The sequence below is a fragment of the Pseudomonas frederiksbergensis genome (assembly GCF_001952935.1).
Classification (GTDB): Bacteria; Pseudomonadota; Gammaproteobacteria; order Pseudomonadales; family Pseudomonadaceae; genus Aquipseudomonas; species Aquipseudomonas frederiksbergensis.
The window spans coordinates 2,737,326-2,755,442 of the sequence record NZ_CP018319.1 but is presented as its reverse complement, the minus strand read 5'-3'; the positions used below and the strand labels follow the sequence as shown (position 1 = coordinate 2,755,442).

General features: G+C 59.5%; 15 protein-coding genes. 5 read left to right on the top strand and 10 right to left on the bottom strand.

Annotation, left to right across the window (positions count from 1 at the left end; all coding sequences use genetic code 11):
* Positions 1-124: 124 nt before the first annotated feature.
* Entirely contained in the window at positions 125-1,072 is a 948-nt protein-coding gene (bipL, locus tag PFAS1_RS12695; RefSeq protein ID WP_076029378.1) for a phospholipase BipL, read from the bottom strand.
* Between the two features lie 97 nt (positions 1,073-1,169).
* Between bipL and PFAS1_RS12690 the strand changes: the two genes are divergently transcribed.
* Both PFAS1_RS12690 and PFAS1_RS12685 read left to right on the top strand, forming a co-directional pair.
* On the top strand, positions 1,170-1,781 hold the full coding sequence (locus PFAS1_RS12690; protein ID WP_076029377.1) for a DUF6436 domain-containing protein: 612 nt from the start codon (positions 1,170-1,172) through the stop codon (positions 1,779-1,781).
* A gap of 78 nt (positions 1,782-1,859) precedes the next feature.
* Positions 1,860-4,271 carry a penicillin acylase family protein gene (locus PFAS1_RS12685; protein ID WP_076029376.1) on the top strand — a complete coding sequence of 804 codons (2,412 nt, stop codon included), beginning with the start codon at positions 1,860-1,862 and terminating at the stop codon, positions 4,269-4,271.
* Positions 4,272-4,393: 122 nt separating this feature from the next.
* Here PFAS1_RS12685 and PFAS1_RS12680 read toward each other — a convergent pair whose 3' ends face one another.
* Positions 4,394-5,359 carry a GlxA family transcriptional regulator gene (locus PFAS1_RS12680; protein ID WP_076029375.1) on the bottom strand — a complete coding sequence of 322 codons (966 nt, stop codon included), beginning with the start codon at positions 5,357-5,359 and terminating at the stop codon, positions 4,394-4,396.
* Between the two features lie 260 nt (positions 5,360-5,619).
* Between PFAS1_RS12680 and PFAS1_RS12675 the strand changes: the two genes are divergently transcribed.
* Positions 5,620-6,261, top strand: a complete 642-nt coding sequence (locus PFAS1_RS12675) for an HD domain-containing protein (RefSeq protein WP_076029374.1) — start codon at positions 5,620-5,622, stop codon at positions 6,259-6,261.
* Between the two features lie 124 nt (positions 6,262-6,385).
* Here the strand turns inward: PFAS1_RS12675 and PFAS1_RS12670 are convergent, their stop codons facing one another.
* The 8 genes from PFAS1_RS12670 to PFAS1_RS12635 all read right to left on the bottom strand — a co-directional run bounded on the left by PFAS1_RS12670 (position 6,386) and on the right by PFAS1_RS12635 (position 15,586).
* Positions 6,386-7,279 carry an ABC transporter permease subunit gene (locus tag PFAS1_RS12670; protein ID WP_074871774.1) on the bottom strand — a complete coding sequence of 298 codons (894 nt, stop codon included), beginning with the start codon at positions 7,277-7,279 and terminating at the stop codon, positions 6,386-6,388.
* Positions 7,276-8,157, bottom strand: coding sequence for an ABC transporter permease subunit (locus PFAS1_RS12665; RefSeq protein WP_232252254.1), 882 nt, complete (start codon positions 8,155-8,157; stop codon positions 7,276-7,278). Before PFAS1_RS12665 ends, PFAS1_RS12670 begins: the two co-directional genes overlap by 4 nt.
* Positions 8,158-8,192: 35 nt before the next feature.
* Positions 8,193-9,335, bottom strand: coding sequence for an ABC transporter ATP-binding protein (locus PFAS1_RS12660; protein WP_076029373.1), 1,143 nt, complete (start codon positions 9,333-9,335; stop codon positions 8,193-8,195).
* 73 nt (positions 9,336-9,408) lie between these two features.
* The gene (locus PFAS1_RS12655; RefSeq protein WP_076029372.1) at positions 9,409-10,506 is read right to left on the bottom strand and encodes a polyamine ABC transporter substrate-binding protein; all 1,098 of its coding nucleotides are present in this window, start codon (positions 10,504-10,506) and stop codon (positions 9,409-9,411) included.
* 188 nt (positions 10,507-10,694) lie between these two features.
* On the bottom strand, positions 10,695-11,792 hold the full coding sequence (locus PFAS1_RS12650; protein ID WP_074871782.1) for a polyamine ABC transporter substrate-binding protein: 1,098 nt from the start codon (positions 11,790-11,792) through the stop codon (positions 10,695-10,697).
* A 197-nt stretch (positions 11,793-11,989) separates the two neighbouring features.
* A complete protein-coding gene (locus PFAS1_RS12645; RefSeq protein ID WP_076029371.1) occupies positions 11,990-13,354 on the bottom strand; it encodes an aspartate aminotransferase family protein in 1,365 nt (454 codons plus the stop codon).
* 59 nt (positions 13,355-13,413) lie between these two features.
* Positions 13,414-14,772, bottom strand: coding sequence for a glutamine synthetase family protein (locus PFAS1_RS12640; protein ID WP_076029370.1), 1,359 nt, complete (start codon positions 14,770-14,772; stop codon positions 13,414-13,416).
* Between the two features lie 37 nt (positions 14,773-14,809).
* Positions 14,810-15,586: a gamma-glutamyl-gamma-aminobutyrate hydrolase family protein gene (locus tag PFAS1_RS12635; protein ID WP_074871787.1), complete on the bottom strand. Its 777-nt coding sequence runs from the start codon at positions 15,584-15,586 to the stop codon at positions 14,810-14,812.
* Positions 15,587-15,864: 278 nt separating this feature from the next.
* Between PFAS1_RS12635 and PFAS1_RS12630 the strand changes: the two genes are divergently transcribed.
* On the top strand, positions 15,865-17,241 hold the full coding sequence (locus PFAS1_RS12630; RefSeq protein WP_008150449.1) for a glutamine synthetase family protein: 1,377 nt from the start codon (positions 15,865-15,867) through the stop codon (positions 17,239-17,241).
* Positions 17,242-17,484: 243 nt separating this feature from the next.
* Entirely contained in the window at positions 17,485-18,117 is a 633-nt protein-coding gene (locus PFAS1_RS12625) for a TetR/AcrR family transcriptional regulator (protein ID WP_074871789.1), read from the top strand.

Sequence of the window (18,117 nt, the reverse complement as noted above, 5' to 3'; positions counted from 1 at the left end):
GCCTTCGCGAGCAAGTCGAATCGTCGCACCGCCGCTCCCACATGGGCTCTATGGCGTACACAAAAACCCTGTGGGAGCGGCGGTGCGACGATTCGACTTGCTCGCGAAGAGGCCAGCACAGACGCTAAAGATTCCTGCCCTTGATCCGCTTGGTCAAAAACCCGAAATACTCCCGCCGCAACGCCATCGTTTCATTCGCCAGGTGATGCCGTGCCTCAGGCAACATCAGCACTTGCGGCCGATCGAACTTGCCCCGCAACACTTCAAGGTTATGCTCCCAATCCACGGTCATGTCCGCCTGCCCCTGCACAATCAGCGGTCGCCGCATGCTGTACGGTGCGGCTTCGATGTGCTTGATCCAGCGCGCCAGCGCACCGACCCAGGCGGTCGGTAAACGGAGCGGCTGCAACGGGTCCGCTTGCAGGAAGGGCAGAAAATCCGGATCGTTGGAGTTCTCGCTGAAGCGCCGGGCGATGGCTTTGACGAAAGGCTTGAGCAGGTAATAACTGAGCTGCGACCAGCCCCAGGCCCGCGGCCTTACCAACGGCGACAGCAGAATGACCTGGCCCTGGGCCGGACTGCTGGCCCCCTGATTGAGCACATGATCGATCACGATCGCGCCGCCCGTGCTTTGCCCGCACAGGTGCCACGGCTGCGGCAGATCGAGGGATTGCGCCTCGGTGAACAACCCTTGCAGCGTGTCCTGATACTCGGTGAAATCCTTGATGCTGGCCCGTTCGCCACTGGACAGCCCGTGTCCCGGCAGGTCGCAGGCAATCACCGCAAAATCCTGCTCCAGCGCCCACTCGATCACATGCCGGTAAAGCCCGGTGTGATCGTAATAACCGTGGAACAAAAACAGCGTCGCCTTCGCCCGCTCGGGCCACCAGACCTGGCTGACCACTTCATAACCATCGATCGCGAAACGCCCAAGGCCACTGCGCACGTTGCGCCCCGCAAAATCCAGCCCGTAGAAACGCTGGTAAGCCAGCGCTTCTACCGACAGCGGCTGCCAGTCGGCCAGCGGCCGCAGGCTGGCACGCAGGTGATCGGGGTCGAAAGTGGCAGACATGAGCAATTCCAGAACGCGAAACGGACTTTATGGGCCTGCGATATTCATCTGTTGGGGCAAGCATGGCAAGCTAGCGCACCTTCGAGGACTGAAATCCATGCGCTCGCCCTACCGCGCCACATTGCTTGCCAGCCTGCTCGCCCTCGTGTGTGCCGGCGTGCTGTGGGCTGCCTACGACTGGTTTGAGGGACGCTACCTGCGAGCGTTCAGCGAGCACACCGCGGTGTTCTCCGGCGACCCGCTGCGCCTGCCCGATAACCTCGCCGGCCCCGGCGCCATCCGCCTCGTGCATTTCTGGGACCCGGCCTGTCCGTGCAACGTCGGTAACCAACAACACCTCAGCGAACTGGTTGAGCATTATGTACCGCAAGGCGTGGAGTTTTATGCGGTACAAAAGCCTGGCAGCCACGGCCAGTTGCCGAACACCTTAAGCAGCCTGAAAAGCATCGCGGTCCTGCCGGGTTCCGAACAGATCCCCGCAAGCCCGGCCGTGGCGATCTGGGATCGCAACGGCAAACTGGCGTATTTCGGCCCGTACAGCGAAGGCCTGACCTGCAATTCCAGCAACAGCTTTATCGAACCGATTCTGCAAGCGTTGAACGAAGGCCGCGCGGTGAATGCCACGCACACACTGGCCGTGGGTTGTTATTGCCCGTGGCCAGTCGACACACAGAAGCAAACGCTGACAGGAGACGCGAATCCCTCCTAAGTGCGATGGCCATGTCGGCAAGCCGTGTTAAACAGTGGCGCCAGGAACTGCTGCCACACATAACAACAAGGAATCACCATGAAACGCAGCCTGACCGTCCTCGCCCTGCTGGTTGCCGCGCTCGCCGCAGGTGCAGGCTGGTACGTTTTCAGCAAGCAGCCGACACGCCAAGGCATGGTGGAGCTGCAACACCTGCAAGGTTCGGTCACCGTGCGCTACGACGAGCGCGGCATCCCGCACATCCGCGCCGATAACGAAACCGACCTGTACCGCGCCCTCGGCTACGTGCACGCCCAGGATCGGCTGTTCCAGATGGAAGTCCTGCGCCGTCTCGCACGCGGCGAGCTGGCCGAGGTACTGGGCCCGAAACTGCTCGACACCGACAAGCTGATGCGCAGCCTGCGCATTCGCGAACGCGCCGACACCTACCTGGCGAACATGGACAAACAGTCGCCGGCCTTTATCGCCATGCAAGCCTATCTGGATGGCATCAATCAATATCAGGACGGCCATTCAAAACCTGCGGAATTTGATGTACTGGGCATTCCCAAACGTCCTTTCACCGCCCAGGACACCATCAGCATCGCCGGTTACATGGCCTACAGTTTTGCTGCGGCGTTTCGCACCGAACCGTTGCTGACCTACGTGCGCGATCAGTTGGGCGCCAACTACCTGAACGTCTTCGATCTCGACTGGCAGCCCAAGGGTGTACTGACGAAAAACCGCAGCGCTGCCATGCCGCCCCTCGCCAGCACCGACTGGAAAGATCTCAACGCCCTCGCCCGTCTCAGCGAACAGGCGCTGGCCGACAACGGCTTGCCGCAGTTCGAGGGCAGCAACGCCTGGGCGGTCTCCGGCAGTCGGACCAAAAGCGGCAAGCCGCTGTTGGCCGGCGACCCGCATATCCGTTTTTCCGCGCCGTCGGTGTGGTATGAAGCGCAGCTCTCGGCACCGGGTTTCGAGCTCTACGGCCACTATCAGGCATTGATGCCATTCGCCTCTCTCGGGATGAACCGCGACTTCGGCTGGAGCATCACCATGTTCCAGAACGACGACCTCGATCTGATTGCCGAGAAGGTCAACCCGGACAACTCCAATCAGGTCTGGTATCGCGGCAAGTGGGTAGACATGGTGACCAGCGAACAGCAGATCGCGGTCAAGGGCCAGGCCCCGGTGACACTGGTGCTGCGCCAGTCGCCCCACGGCCCGATCGTCAACGATGCGCTGGGCAGCAGCGTCGGTAAAACGCCGATCGCCATGTGGTGGGGTTTTCTCGAAAGCCAGAATCCGATCCTTGAGGGCTTCTATCAGCTCAACCGCGCCGACACCCTGGCCAAGGCGCGCAGTGCCTCTGCAAAGATCCAGGCGCCGGGCCTGAACATCGTCTGGGCCAACGCCAAGGGCGACATCGGCTGGTGGGCAGCAGCGCAATTGCCAAAACGTCCGGCGGGTGTGCGTCCGGGGTTCATCCTCGATGGCAGCACCGCCGACGCGGACAAGGAAGGTTTCTACCCGTTCAGCGCCAACCCACAGGAAGAGAACCCGGCACGCGGTTACATCGTGTCGGCCAACTTCCAGCCGGTGTCGCCGACCGGCATGGAGATTCCCGGTTACTACAACCTGGCCGATCGAGGTCAGCAGCTCAATCGCCAGCTCAGCGACAAAACCATCAAGTGGGATCTGGACGCCAGCCAGAAGCTGCAACTGGGCACCACAACCGCTTACGGCCCGCGCCTGCTGGCGCCGCTATTGCCGGTATTACGTGAAGTAGTGAGCGATCCCGCCGAACTCAAACTGGTTGAGCAACTGGCCCAATGGCAAGGTGACTACCCGCTCGATTCCACCAGCGCCACGTTGTTCAACCAGTTCCTGTTCAACCTGGCTGACGCGACGATGCACGATGAGCTGGGCAATGACTTCTTCGAGACTTTGCTGTCGACCCGGGTGATTGATTCCGCACTGCCTCGCCTGGCCGCGACTGCCGATTCGCCGTGGTGGGACAACCGCAACACCCCCGACAAGGAAACCCGCGCCGATACGGTCAAGGTTGCATGGCAGGCGAGCATTGCTCATCTCAAGACCACCCTCGGCGGCGATTTCGCGCAATGGCAGTGGGGCAAGGCGCACACGCTGACCCATGGCCATCCGCTGGGACAGCAAAAGCCGCTGGAGCGGATCTTCAATGTCGGCCCCTTCGCGGCACCCGGTACCCATGAAGTACCGAACAACCTCTCGGCCAAAATCGGCCCCGCGCCATGGCCAGTGACTTACGGCCCCTCGACCCGGCGCCTGATCGACTTCGCCGACCCGACCCACAGCCTGACCGTCAACCCGGTCGGCCAGAGTGGCGTACTGTTCGACAGCCACTATGACGATCAGGCTGAGGCGTATATCGAAGGGATTTACTACCAGGCGTATCTCAACGACGAAGAAGTCACGGCCAATACCCGCAGCACGTTGAAGCTGTTGCCGGCGCGTTCAGCTCAGTAGTTGATCGTTCCCACGCTCTGCGTGGGAATGCAGCCCGGGACGCTCTGCGTCCCTTACAGAGCCGAACGCGGAGCGTCCGTGGAGGCATTCCCACGCAGAGCATGGGAACGATCGATCAGCGTTCAAACCATCGCCGAAAAGTTCAGCCTGAACTGCTGCGGCGTCACGCCCAGCCTGCGATTGAACACACTGCGCATGTGCTGGGCATCGCGAAATCCGCACTGGTAAGCCACGGTCTTCAGCGGCGAGTGGGTGCTTTCGAGCAGCACCCGCGCCGCATCCACCCTGGCCCGTTCGACGAATTCCGCTGGGGTGACTTTCGCCTCTTTGGCAAACACCCGGGAAAAGTTGCGGGCGCTCATGTTGGCGGCGTTGGCCAGGTCGGCAATCGCCAGGTCGCCCGTCAGGTTGGCCAATACATAGAGCTGCACCAACGCCACGGCCGAAGTGGGCTCGGCGTGTGGCGTGAGGAATGGGCTGAACTGTGACTGCCCGCCCGAGCGCTGGGTGAACACCACCAGTCGCTTTGCCACATTCAGCGCGACTTCCGGCCCGTGATCCCTGGCCAGTAAATACAGCGACAAATCAATCCCCGCCGTGACACCCGCCGAGGTGTAGAGCTCGCCGTCCTGCACGTAAAGGCGATCCGCCTCGACCTGAGTCGACGGGCACAACTGCGCGAGCGCCGCGGCGTCACCCCAGTGGGTGGTGACCGTTCGCCTTTCCAGCAACCCGGCCCGGGCGAGCATGAACGCGCCGTTGCAGATCGAGCCAAAGCGTTGCGACTGAGCGCAGGCGTCGCGCAGCCAGGTATCGAACGCCGCACCAAAATCCATGAACGGCAACTGCGGCCCACCGGCCACCAGCAGCAAGTCATAGGCCTCCAGCGCTTCGCTGAAATGCCGATGGGCATTGAGTGACAAACCGTTGGAACACGCCATCATCCCGCGCTCGACGCCGATCACCTCCAGTCGATAGTGGTCGGAGGGTTCAAGGAAACGATTGGCTTCGCAAAACACATCCATGGGACCGGTGACGTCCAGGGACTGAACGCCGGCAAAGATCACGATGGCAACGGTTTTACTCATGGCAGGAATCGCTCTCAATGAATCAGGGCCAACACTAATCTGTGGCAAGCGCGTCTTTGTGGCGAGGGGATTTATCCCCTCACCACAAAAGCTTATTCCCCGATACCAAACTTAGCCAATCGGCGCCCAACACGCGAGGTTGGCGCGATATGCATGCTCATTGGCCGGGATCGCAGCCTTGGATCGATTGTCCGGTTTCGGGGGCGCGGACAGACTGAACCCATCAGCGCCGCCACGGCGTTCCCCATGAGGACAGCACCATGAGCAGCACCATCGCCGGTATCAAGATCCCCGACAGCGCGGTGGCCAAGGCCACCACGGAATACATTCGCGACGTCGAATCAGACCTGCTGTATCACCACTCGCGCCGGGTGTTTCTGTTCGGTGCCTTGAGCGGAGAACGCAAACAATTGGCCTATAACCCCGAGCTGTTGTACGTCGGCGCGATGTTCCATGACTTGGGTCTGGTGGAGGGTCATCGCAGCGACGACGAACGCTTCGAAGTCGATAGCGCCAATGCAGCCAAATCGTTCCTCAAACCCTACGGTTTGTCCGATGACGATATCGAGCAGGTCTGGTTATCGATTGCCCTGCACACAACACCGGGCGTGCCGCAACACCTTCGGCCTAATGTGGCGCTGGTCACCGCGGGTGTTGAAATGGATGTGCTGGGCATCGACTACGCAGCGTTCCCCAGCGCGCAACGCGAAGCAGTGGTGCATGCCCACCCACGTGGCGAAGGGTTCAAGGAGTGCATCCTGTGTGCGTTTGCCAATGGCTTCAAACATCGGCCGGATACCACGTTCGGTACTGTGAACGCGGATGTGCTGGTGGATAGCGAGCCGGGCTTCAAACCGATGAACTTCGTCGAGATCATCCGCAAGTCCCCTTGGGTTTCCTGATCTTGATCGTTCCCACGCTCAGCGTGGGAATGCAGCCCGGGACGCTCCGCGTCCCATCCAAAGCCGAACGCGGAGCGTCCGTTGAGGCATTCCCACGCAGAGCGTGGGAACGATCAGGTGAGGCTCAAGCCGCTTCCGGCGCCTGCGGGGCGCGACGCACGTCCGGTTGTTTCCAGGAATCGGCAGCGCTTTCTTCGATCGCCTGCTGGATCGCACGTTTGCGACTTTCTTCGGCCCGGCGGCTGAAGAACCAGACCAGGAACGTCATCAGCGATACCGCCAGCAGAATCAGACTGGCCACCGCATTGATCTCGGGTTTCACGCCCAGACGCACCGCCGAGAACACTTCCATCGGCAGGGTCGTGGAACCCGGGCCGGACACGAAGCTCGCCAACACCAGGTCATCCAGGGACAAGGCGAACGACATCATGCCGCCAGCCCCCAACGATGGCGCGATCATCGGGATGGTGATCAGGAAGAACACCTTCCACGGCCGCGCCCCAAGGTCCATCGCCGCTTCTTCGATGGACAGGTCCAGCTCACGCAAGCGCGCCGAGACCACCACCGCCACATACGCCGCACAGAACGTCGTGTGGGCGATCCAGATGGTGAGGATGCCGCGTTCCTGTGGCCAACCGATCATCTGCGCCATCGCCACGAACAGCAGCAACAGCGACAGGCCGGTGATCACCTCAGGCATTACCAGCGGCGCGGTGACCAGGCCACCGAACAGCGTGCGGCCCTTGAAGTGGGTGATACGGGTGAGTACGAATGCCGCCAGCGTCCCCAGTGCCACCGCTGCAATCGCCGTGTAGCAGGCGATTTCCAGCGAGCGCACCACCGAGCCCATCAGTTGGGTGTTGTCCATCAAGCCGACGTACCACTTGATCGACCAGCCGCCCCACACCGTCACCAGTTTCGAGGCGTTGAACGAGTAGATCACCAGGATCAGCATCGGCGCGTAGATGAACAGCAAACCCGCCACCAGCATGAAACTTGAGAAACGGAAGCGCTTCATTCTTTACCCTCCATTTCCTTGGCCTGACTGCGGTTGAACAGGATGATCGGCACAATCAGGATCGCCAGCATCACCACCGCCAGGGCAGACGCCACCGGCCAGTCACGGTTGTTGAAGAACTCTTGCCAGAGCACCTTGCCGATCATCAGGGTTTCCGGACCGCCGAGCAGTTCCGGGATCACGAACTCGCCCACCACCGGAATGAACACCAGCATGCAGCCGGCGACGATGCCGTTCTTGGACAGCGGAATGGTGATCTTCCAGAAGCTGTTGAACGTGCTTGAACCCAGGTCGGAGGCGGCTTCCAGCAGGCTGTTGTCGTGCTTCACCAGGTTGGCGTAGAGCGGCAGGATCATGAACGGCAGGTACGAATAAACCACGCCGATGTACACCGCGAGGTTGGTGTTGAGGATCTGCAGCGGTTCGTCGATCCAGCCCATGGTCATCAGGAAACCATTGAGCAGACCGTTGTTGCTGAGGATGCCCATCCACGCGTAAACGCGGATCAGGATCGCGGTCCAGGTCGGCATCATGATCAGCAGCACGAGTACCGTTTGCATCTCTTTGCGGGCACTGGCGATGGCGTAGGCCATCGGGTAGCCGATCAGCAAACAGAGGACAGTGCTGATCAGCGCCATCTTCAATGAGCCGAGGTAGGCGGCGATGTACAAATCATCGCCGGCCAGCATCGCGTAGTTGCTCAGGTTAAGCAGCAACTGCACCTTTTGGTCGAGGTAGCTGTAGATCTCGGTGTACGGCGGAATGGCCACGTCGGCTTCGGCGAAGCTGATCTTCAGGACGATGAAGAACGGCAACATAAAGAACAGGAACAGCCAGATGAACGGAACCCCGATGACCAACTGGCGGCCACCGGGAATTATTCGATTGAGGCGGCGTTTGAATTTGCGCATGTTCATGAGCGAAGTACCACGCCGCTGTCGTCTTCCCAGTACACGTAAACCTGGTCACCCCAGGTTGGGCGCTGGCCGCGGCGCTCGGCGTTGGCGACGAAAGACTGGACGATCTTGCCGCTCGGCAGTTCGACGTAGAACACCGAGTGGCCGCCGAGGTAGGCGATGTCGTGCACCTTGCCGCTGGACCAGTTGTATTCGCAGGTCGGCATGGTCGGCGTCACCAGCAGTTTTTCCGGACGGATCGCGTAGGTCACGGATTTGTCCTGCACCGACGTGCTGATACCGTGGCCCACGTAAATCTGCCGGTCCAGGTCCTTGCAGGTGATGATTGCGTGGCCTTCGGCGTCGTCGATCACTTCACCTTCGAAGATGTTGACGTTGCCGATGAATTCGCAGACCAGGCGGCTGGTCGGGGTTTCGTAGATGTCGATCGGGCTGCCGATCTGGGCGATCCAGCCCAGGTGCATGATCGCGATACGCTCGGCCATGGTCATGGCCTCTTCCTGGTCGTGGGTCACCATCACGCAGGTTACGCCGACCCGCTCGATGATCTCGACAAGCTCAAGCTGCATTTGCGAACGCAGCTTCTTGTCCAGCGCACCCATCGGTTCGTCGAGCAGCAACAGCTTCGGCCGCTTGGCCAAAGAACGCGCCAGGGCCACACGCTGACGCTGGCCACCGGACAACTGATGCGGCTTGCGCTTGGCGTATTGCGTCATCTGAACCAGCTTGAGCATGTCCGCGACACGGGCATCGACTTCAGCGGCGGGGATTTTGTCCTGCTTGAGGCCAAATGCGATGTTCTGCGCCACGGTCATGTGCGGGAACAACGCGTAGGACTGGAACATCATGTTGATCGGCCGCTCGTAGGGCGGCATGTCCGTGATGTCTACGCCATCGAGGAAAATGCGCCCCTCCGTGGGCCGTTCGAAGCCTGCGAGCATGCGCAGCAACGTGGATTTGCCCGATCCCGAACCGCCGAGCAGGGCGAAAATCTCGCCTTTCTTGATTTCCAGGGACACGTCGTCCACGGCAATCGTCTCGTCGAACTTCTTCGTGACCCGGTCGATTTTGACCAACACCTGTTTAGGTGTCTGGTCGCCCTCGAGGGCTTTCTTATAGGCGCCGGAGGCAACTGCCATTTACGAAACTCCCAGAAAAAAAGAGTGCAGTTCGCTCAAGGTGAGCCAACCTTGGATAGTTTGAGCCTTGTCGCTATTTACCCGACTTGACCTTGGTCCAGCTGCGGGTCATCAAACGTTGAATGTTTGGTGGCAACTCGATAGACACGTAAGTCTTGTCGAGGACGGCTTGCGGTGGATAAACCGATTCGTCGGTGCGAATGGATTCGTCCATCAGCTTGTCCGACCCTGGGTTAGGGTTGGCGTAACCCACGTAATCGCTGACTTGGGCGATCACCTCGGGTTTCAGCAAATAATTGATAAAGGCGTGGGCTTCCTTGACGTTGGCTGCATCCTTGGGGATCGCCAGCATGTCGAACCAGAGCGCGCCGCCCTCTTTCGGAATCGAGTAGGCGATGTTCATGCCTTTGCCGGCTTCAGCCGCGCGGGCCTTGGCCTGGAACATGTCGCCGGAAAAACCGATCGCCACGCAGATATCGCCGTTGGCCAGGTCTGCGATGTATTTGGACGAGTGGAAATAGGTCACGTAAGGCCGCACCGCCAGCAACTTGGCTTCGGCCTTTTTGTAGTCTTCGGGGTTGGTGCTGTTGGCGTTCAGGCCCATGTAGTTGAGGACCGTGGGCATCATTTCATCGGCGGAGTCGAGAAACGCCACGCCGCAGCTTTGCAGTTTCTTGATGTTTTCCGGCTCGAACACCACATCCCAGGAATCGATCTTGTCGAGGCCCAAAACAGCCTTCACTTTGTCGACGTTGTAACCGATGCCGTTGGTGCCCCACAGGTACGGCACGGCGTACACGTTACCCGGATCGTTTTGCTCCAGGCGCTTGAGCAGCACCGGGTCGAGGTTGGCATAGTTGGGCAGCTTGGACTTGTCGAGCTTCTGGAAAGCGCCCGCCTTGATCTGCTTGCCGAGGAAGTGGTTGGACGGTACGACCACGTCATAACCGGTACGCCCGGCCAGCAACTTGCCTTCCAGGGTTTCGTTGGAGTCGAAGACGTCATACACCGGCTTGATGCCGGTCTCTTTCTGGAAGTCGGCCAGGGTTGTCGAACCGATGTAGTCCGACCAGTTATAAATATGCACGGTGCCAGCGGCCTGGACACTAACGGCAAGCGTCAGTCCGGCACCGATGAGCAGTGCATTGCGCAACAAAGAAAAAACAGGCACGTGGAGGTCCTCTAAAATTAGTTGGGCCCAAGTTGCCCCGCGTTACATGACAGCCATGGCTGCCTGGCAACAAAACCGGCGCGCAACTTACCCTCGAAAAACCGTTCCAGCAAAACTTTCTGTCATTTAATTACCCCTGCTGCCGTCACCGCGCAGGCAACGACAGCAGGTTATTGCCTCAACCGGGCTTACTTACCGGATTTGATCTTGGTCCAGCTGCGAGTCAGGATCCGCTGCGTCGCGGCCGGCAAGTCGGCAATCGCGTACAACTTGGCCAGCACGTCTTCTGGCGGGTAGATGCCCGGGTCGGCGGTGATTTCTTTATCGACCAATGCGGTGGCGGCCGCGTTACCGTTCGGGAAACGTACGGCGTTGGTGATTTCAGCCATGATTTCCGGCTTCTGCAGGAAGGTCATGAACTTGTAGGCGCCTTCGACGTTTTCGGCATCTTTAGGGATGGCGACCATGTCGTAGAAGCTGCCTGCACCTTCTTTCGGAATGTTGTAGCTGACTTTCACCTTGTCACCGGCTTCAGCCGCGCGAGCCTTGGCCTGGTAGATGTCGCCCGAGTAACCCACGGCCACGCAGATGTTGCCGTTGGCCAGATCGGAGATGTACTTGGACGAGTGGAAGTAGCCCACCGACGGACGAATCTTCAGGAACAGGGCTTCGGCTTCGGCCAGTTGTTTTTTGTCCTGGCTGTCGGTTGGGTAACCGAGGTAGTGCAACGCCACCGGAATCATCTCGGTTGGCGAATCGAGGAAACTGATACCGCACGACTTCAACTTGGCGGCGTTTTCAGGTTTGAACAGCAGGTCCCAGGAGTTGGTTGGCGCATCGGCGCCCAGTGCAGCCTTGACCTTCTCGGCGTTGAAGCCGATACCGATCGAACCCCACATGTACGGGAACGCGTGTTCGTTGCCCGGGTCGCTTACCGATACTGCTTTAAGCAGGTCAGTGTTCAGGTTCTTCCAGTTAGGCAGCTTGGACTTGTCGAGCTTCTGGTAAACGCCAGCCTTGATCTGCTTGGCCAGGAAGTTGTTCGACGGTACGACGATGTCGTAGCCGGACTTGCCTGCCAGCAACTTGGCTTCCAGGGTTTCATTACTGTCGAAGACGTCATAAACAACCTTGATCCCCGACTCGGCTTCGAACTTCTTGACGGTGTCCGGCGCGATGTAATCGGACCAGTTGTACACGCGAAGAACCTTGTCGTCCGCCTGAACTGCGCCCGCCATCATGCCCATCAGGGACATGGCGAGGAGGGTCTTGCCAGCTATCTTCATACCTAATGCCTTCATGGGTAATGCTCCAATTATTCTTTTTAACCACGTTCTTGTTAACCAAGAGCCAGCGGCCTTTTCCTGGGCAACTAAAACAACCGGTAGTCTGGCAAGATCCAAGGCAGGCTTTCAAGGAAAGACCCATCCTTTGTTTGCGCTGAGCGAAGTGCACACTTCACACCTCGCTCAGAGCCTAGCACTTAGCCCTGCAACGCACTCAGGGTCAGGTCCAGGCACTTGCGTGCCTTGGTCACCAACTCGTCGATTTCAGCCGGTGTAATCACCAGTGGCGGAGCAATGATCATGGTGTCGCCCACGGCGCGCATGATCAGGCCGTTTTCGAAGCAGAACGTACGGCAAATCATGCCGGCGCCCTTGCCTTCGAAACGCTTGCGAGTGGCTTTGTCCTGAACCAGTTCTATGGCCCCCAACAGACCCACGCCACGCACTTCGCCCACCAACGGGTGATCGCTCAGTTCCCGTAGACGCTTTTGCAAATAGGGTGCCGTTTCTGCATGAACGCGCTCGATAATTTTTTCTTCGCGCAGGATGCGGATGTTCTCCAGTGCCACCGCAGCGGCCACCGGGTGCCCGGAATAGGTGAAACCGTGGTTGAAATCGCCGCCTTCGTTGAGCACCTCAACCACCTCGTCGCGCACGATCAGGCCACCCATAGGGATGTAGCCGGAGGTCAGGCCTTTGGCGATGGTCATCATGTCGGGTTTGAGGTCGTAGAAATCGCTACCGAACCACTCGCCGGTACGGCCGAAACCACAGATCACTTCGTCAGCCACGAACAGGATGTCGTACTTGGCGAGGATTTCCTTGATGCGCGGCCAGTAGGTGGCTGGCGGAATGATCACGCCGCCGGCACCCTGGATCGGCTCGGCAATAAAGGCACCGACATTGTCCACGCCGACTTCCAGAATCTTCTCTTCCAGCTGGTTGGCCGCCCAGATACCGAACTCTTCCGGTGTCATCTCGCCGCCTTCAGCGAACCAGTACGGCTGCGCGATGTGGACGATGCCCGGAATCGGCAAGTCGCCTTGTTCGTGCATGTACGTCATGCCACCCAGGCTCGCGCCGGCCACGGTGGAACCGTGATAGCCGTTCTTGCGGCTGATGATGACTTTCTTCTTCGGCTGACCCTTGATCGCCCAGTAGTGACGAACCATACGCAGCATGGTGTCGTTGCCTTCAGAGCCGGAACCGGTGAAGAACACGTGGTTCATGCCTTGTGGCGCGATGTCGGAGATGGCCTTGGCCAGTTCCAGCACCGGCGGGTGAGCCGTCTGGAAGAACAGGTTGTAGTAAGGCAGTTCGCGCATCTGTTTACTGGCGGCATCGGCCAGTTCATCGCGACCGTAGCCGATGGCTACGCACCACAGGCCGGCCATGCCGTCGAGGATCTTGTTGCCTTCGCTGTCCCAGAGGTAAACGCCTTTGGCGTTGGTGATGATCCGCGGGCCTTTCTCTTTCAGCTGCTTGAAATCGCTGAACGGGGCCAGGTGGTGATCGTTGCTCAGGGTTTGCCATTCACGGGTTTGCGGGTTGTTGCTGGTCATGCGAACTCTCCTAAGATTTTTCAGTGAGAGCGCCGCCAACATCAGCGGCGCCCGGCGCATCAGACGGCGAACAGCAGGAATTCCCGCTCCCACGAACTGATCACGCGCTTGAAGTTTTCATGCTCGGCCCGCTTGACCGCGACGTAGCCAGTGATGAATTTCTTGCCCAGGTATTTCTCGATAGTCGCGCTGTGTTCCATGCGTTCCAGCGCGTCTTCGATGGTCAGTGGCAGGCGCAGGTTGCGGCGTTCATAGCCACGCCCCACCACCGGCGCACTCGGGTTGAGGCCTTCGACCATGCCGATGTAACCGCAGAGCAGGCTCGCGGCAATCGCCAGGTACGGGTTGGCGTCGGCGCCCGGCAGGCGGTTTTCCACCCGACGGTTTTGCGGCCCGGCATCCGGAACCCGCAGGCCCACGGTGCGGTTCTCTTCGCCCCATTCCACGTTCACCGGCGCCGAGGTGTCCGGCAAGAAGCGGCGGAACGAGTTGACGTTCGGCGCGAACAGCGGCAACAACTCGGGGATCAGTTTCTGCAAACCACCGATGTGATGCAGGAACAGCTGGCTCATGCTCCCGTCTTCGTTGGAGAAGACGTTCTTGCCGGTCTCGATGTCGATGATGCTCTGGTGCAAGTGCATGGCGCTGCCCGGCTCGCCGGTCATGGGCTTGGCCATGAAGGTGGCAGCCACATCGTGCTTGAGCGCGGCTTCGCGCATGGTGCGCTTGAACACCAGGATCTGGTCAGCCAGGGACAGGGCATCGCCGTGACGGAAGTTGATTTCCATCTGCGCCGTGCCGTCCTCGTGGATCAGCGTGTCCAGGTCCAGCTCCTGCAATTCGCACCAGTCGTAGACGTCTTCGAACAGCGGATCGAATTCGTTCGCCGCTTCAATCGAAAAGGACTGACGACCGGTTTCCGGACGACCGGAACGGCCAATCGGCGGTTGCAGCGGGAAGTCCGGGTCTTCGCAGCGCTTGGTCAGGTAGAACTCCATTTCTGGCGCCACGATCGGCTGCCAGCCCTTGTCGGAATAGAGTTTCAGCACCTTTTTGAGCACGTTGCGCGGCGACAGCTCGATCGGGTTGCCTTGCTTGTCGTAGGTGTCGTGGATCACCTGAGCGGTGGGCTCGATGGCCCAGGGCACAAGGTACACCGCGTTCTGGTCGGGGCGGCAGATCATGTCGATGTCGGCCGGGTCGAGCAGTTCGTAATAGATGTCGTCTTCGACATAGTCGCCGGTCACGGTCTGCAACAGAACGCTTTCAGGCAGGCGCATGCCTTTTTCGGCAATGAACTTGTTGGTCGGCGAAATCTTGCCCCGGGTGATCCCGGTCAAGTCGGCGATCATGCATTCGACTTCTGTGATCTTGTGGTCTTTCAACCAATCGGTGAGCTGGTCGAGGTTGTTACTCATAAATGCCTCTTAGGCTGAGTTTCCTGACTCTGATAAGTCAGGCGTTGTTTGACGCATCGGCGTCGCGTTGTAATGCGCGCTTACGGCAGGCATCGCCAAATGCCTGGAAGATCGCAAGGTAATCCGGGTTTGAGCTTACCTGCCATTCGGGATGCCATTGCACTCCCAAAGCAAAACTCTTGCCCTGCGGGACCGAGACGGCCTCGATCAACCCGTCAGGCGCCAAGGCTTCGATGCAAAGGCCCGGCGCCAGACGTTCAACGCCCTGGCCATGAATCGAATTGACCTGTATCTCACTCGCCAGCCCCAGGCCCGCGAGCACGCCACCCGGTTGAATGTGCACCGGATGACTTGGCGCATACTGTCCTTCAAGCGGTAGGCTATCGTCTTCACGGTGATCCATGAATGGACCGGCTTCGTGAACTTTTTGATGCAGGGTGCCGCCAAACGCCACATTCATTTCCTGGAAGCCGCGGCAAATGCCGAGCACGGGAACACCGGCCTCGACAGCGGCGCGGATCAACGGGAGGGTGGTGGCATCACGTGCAGAATCATGAGCAGTGCCCGGCGCGCTGGCTGGGCCGCTATAGTGAAACGGTTCTATATTGGAAGGTGAGCCTGTAAAGAGGATGCCATCCAGACCGTCCAGAATATCGGACGGTGCCAGCAAATCGGCCAGGGACGGAAGAATCACCGGCAGGCCCTTGGCCGCCGAGGCCACGGCGCGGACGTACTTGTCGCCACTGATGTGATAAGCATGCAGACCGATCTGCTTAGAGCAGGCGGTGACGCCGATTAACGGCAGGCGAGACATGAAGCACCCCGGTATTATTGCTGTTATGGGTTTGAATCGAGCTTAGCCTTGTTCATTTTTTTACACAACACCCCCGTAAAAAATACAACACGGCCCGCTCAAGCCCGCAGACGCTAAAGCGCTCAAAGGCATAAAAACGCCCCAAAGTGCCTCAAAAAAGCTCAATGGGTGCTTTTTTAGGGCAAAAAAGGCCTCGCTTGACTTCGGCATGCCGTTCGGGTTGACTGGAATCCGAAGAGATCAATGATTGATATTTTTAACAACAAAGGTGTTGCATCATGTCGGTACCCCCGCGTGCCGTTCAGCTTAACGAAGCGAACGCGTTCCTTAAGGAACATCCTGAGGTTCTGTACGTTGACCTTCTGATTGCGGATATGAATGGTGTGGTGCGCGGCAAGCGCATTGAACGCACCAGCCTCCACAAGGTTTACGAGAAAGGCATCAACCTGCCGGCCTCTCTATTTGCTCTGGATATCAATGGCTCGACGGTGGAAAGCACCGGCCTGGGCCTGGACATCGGCGATGCTGACCGAATCTGCTATCCAATCCCTGACACCCTGTGCAACGAGCCTTGGCAGAAGCGCCCTACCGCGCAACTGTTGATGACCATGCACGAACTCGAAGGTGAACCTTTCTTCGCGGATCCCCGTGAAGTTCTGCGTCAAGTTGTTGCCAAGTTCGACGAGATGGGTCTGACCATCTGCGCCGCGTTCGAACTGGAGTTCTACCTGATCGACCAGGAGAACGTGAACGGTCGTCCACAACCGCCTCGCTCGCCAATCTCCGGCAAACGTCCGCATTCGACCCAGGTTTACCTGATCGACGACCTCGACGAATACGTCGACTGCCTCCAGGACATTCTGGAAGGTGCGAAAGAGCAAGGCATCCCTGCCGACGCGATCGTCAAGGAAAGTGCCCCGGCGCAGTTCGAAGTGAACCTGCACCACGTTGCCGACCCGATCAAGGCCTGCGACTACGCGGTCCTGCTGAAACGCCTGATCAAAAACATCGCCTACGACCATGAAATGGACACCACGTTCATGGCCAAGCCTTACCCGGGCCAGGCGGGCAACGGTCTGCACGTCCACATCTCGATTCTTGATAAAGATGGCAAGAACATTTTTGCCAGCGAGGATCCCGAGCAGAACGCCGCACTGCGTCACGCGATCGGCGGTGTGCTCGAGACCCTACCGGCGCAGATGGCTTTCCTCTGCCCGAACGTCAACTCCTACCGTCGTTTCGGCGCACAGTTCTACGTGCCGAACGCACCGTGCTGGGGTTTGGACAACCGTACCGTTGCAGTGCGTGTGCCGACCGGTTCCGCCGACGCGGTCCGTCTGGAGCACCGCGTTGCCGGCGCCGATGCCAACCCGTACCTGCTGATGGCTTCGGTCCTGGCAGGCGTGCACCACGGCCTGACCAACAAGATCGAGCCGGGCGCACCCGTGGAAGGCAACTCCTACGAGCAGAACGAGCAAAGCCTGCCGAACAACCTGCGCGATGCATTGCGTGAGCTGGACGACAGCGAAGTCATGGCCAAGTACATCGATCCGAAATACATCGATATCTTCGTCGCGTGCAAAGAGAGCGAGCTGGAGGAGTTCGAACACTCCATCTCCGACCTCGAGTACAACTGGTACCTGCATACCGTGTAAGCGGTTGCAGTAAAAACAACGCCGCCGGCTTCACAGCCGGCGGCGTTTTTTTTATGGCTTTTTTTCAGCGGGACCGAGGCGCCTGTTTCGCGAGCAAGCCCGCTCCCACCAGGGATTTCCTGCGTACGCGAAATCTGTGTTTCACATCGATCAAATGTGGGAGCGGGCTTGCTCGCGAAGGCGTCCGAGAAGACAACACACAACCCGCCTCGTACAATGCCCGCTGCCCCGCAGGAGACTTCAATGACGCGCACCGCCACCCTTCGCAAACCCCGCGCCCGCAGCCAGGCCCGGATCGATTCGATACTCGATGCCGCCCGCACGCTGCTGGCTGCCGAGGGCGTGGCCAGCCTGTCGATCTACAGCGTCGCCGAGCGCGCAGAGATCCCGCCCTCCTCCGTCTACCACTTCTTCGCCAGCGTCCCGGCGCTGCTCGAAGCCCTGACGGCCGACGTCCACGCGGCATTCCGTGCCTGCCTGCAAGCGCCCATCGACCACGACGCCCTCCACGGCTGGCGCGATCTGTCGCGACTGGTGGAACAACGCATGCTCGACATCTATGACGAAGACGCCGCCGCCCGGCAACTGATCCTCGCCCAGCACGGGCTGACCGAAGTCACCCAGGCCGACCGCCAGCACGACATCGAACTCGGCGACCTGATGCACAAGCTGTTCGATCATCACTTCGAACTGCCTAGGCTTCCCAATGATGTCGACGTGTTTGCGCTGGCCATGGAGCTGGGCGATCGCGTCTATGCGCGCTCGGTGCAACAACACGGGCAGATCACGCCGCGCATGGCTGAGGAAGGCATGCGGGTATTCGACGCCTACCTGGGGCTGTATTTGCCGCCCTATCTGCCCAAGCGCAGCCTGTAA

Coding starts and splice junctions, on each gene's coding strand:
- PFAS1_RS12690 (WP_076029377.1), top strand. CDS start 1,170: ATGCGCTCGCCCTACCGCGCCACATTGCTTGCCAGCCTGCTCGCCCTC.
- PFAS1_RS12675 (WP_076029374.1), top strand. CDS start 5,620: ATGAGCAGCACCATCGCCGGTATCAAGATCCCCGACAGCGCGGTGGCC.
- PFAS1_RS12685 (WP_076029376.1), top strand. CDS start 1,860: ATGAAACGCAGCCTGACCGTCCTCGCCCTGCTGGTTGCCGCGCTCGCC.
- PFAS1_RS12630 (WP_008150449.1), top strand. CDS start 15,865: ATGTCGGTACCCCCGCGTGCCGTTCAGCTTAACGAAGCGAACGCGTTC.
- PFAS1_RS12670 (WP_074871774.1), bottom strand. CDS start 7,279: ATGAAGCGCTTCCGTTTCTCAAGTTTCATGCTGGTGGCGGGTTTGCTG.
- PFAS1_RS12640 (WP_076029370.1), bottom strand. CDS start 14,772: ATGAGTAACAACCTCGACCAGCTCACCGATTGGTTGAAAGACCACAAG.
- PFAS1_RS12660 (WP_076029373.1), bottom strand. CDS start 9,335: ATGGCAGTTGCCTCCGGCGCCTATAAGAAAGCCCTCGAGGGCGACCAG.
- PFAS1_RS12680 (WP_076029375.1), bottom strand. CDS start 5,359: ATGAGTAAAACCGTTGCCATCGTGATCTTTGCCGGCGTTCAGTCCCTG.
- PFAS1_RS12625 (WP_074871789.1), top strand. CDS start 17,485: ATGACGCGCACCGCCACCCTTCGCAAACCCCGCGCCCGCAGCCAGGCC.
- PFAS1_RS12645 (WP_076029371.1), bottom strand. CDS start 13,354: ATGACCAGCAACAACCCGCAAACCCGTGAATGGCAAACCCTGAGCAAC.
- PFAS1_RS12635 (WP_074871787.1), bottom strand. CDS start 15,586: ATGTCTCGCCTGCCGTTAATCGGCGTCACCGCCTGCTCTAAGCAGATC.
- PFAS1_RS12650 (WP_074871782.1), bottom strand. CDS start 11,792: ATGAAGATAGCTGGCAAGACCCTCCTCGCCATGTCCCTGATGGGCATG.
- bipL (WP_076029378.1), bottom strand. CDS start 1,072: ATGTCTGCCACTTTCGACCCCGATCACCTGCGTGCCAGCCTGCGGCCG.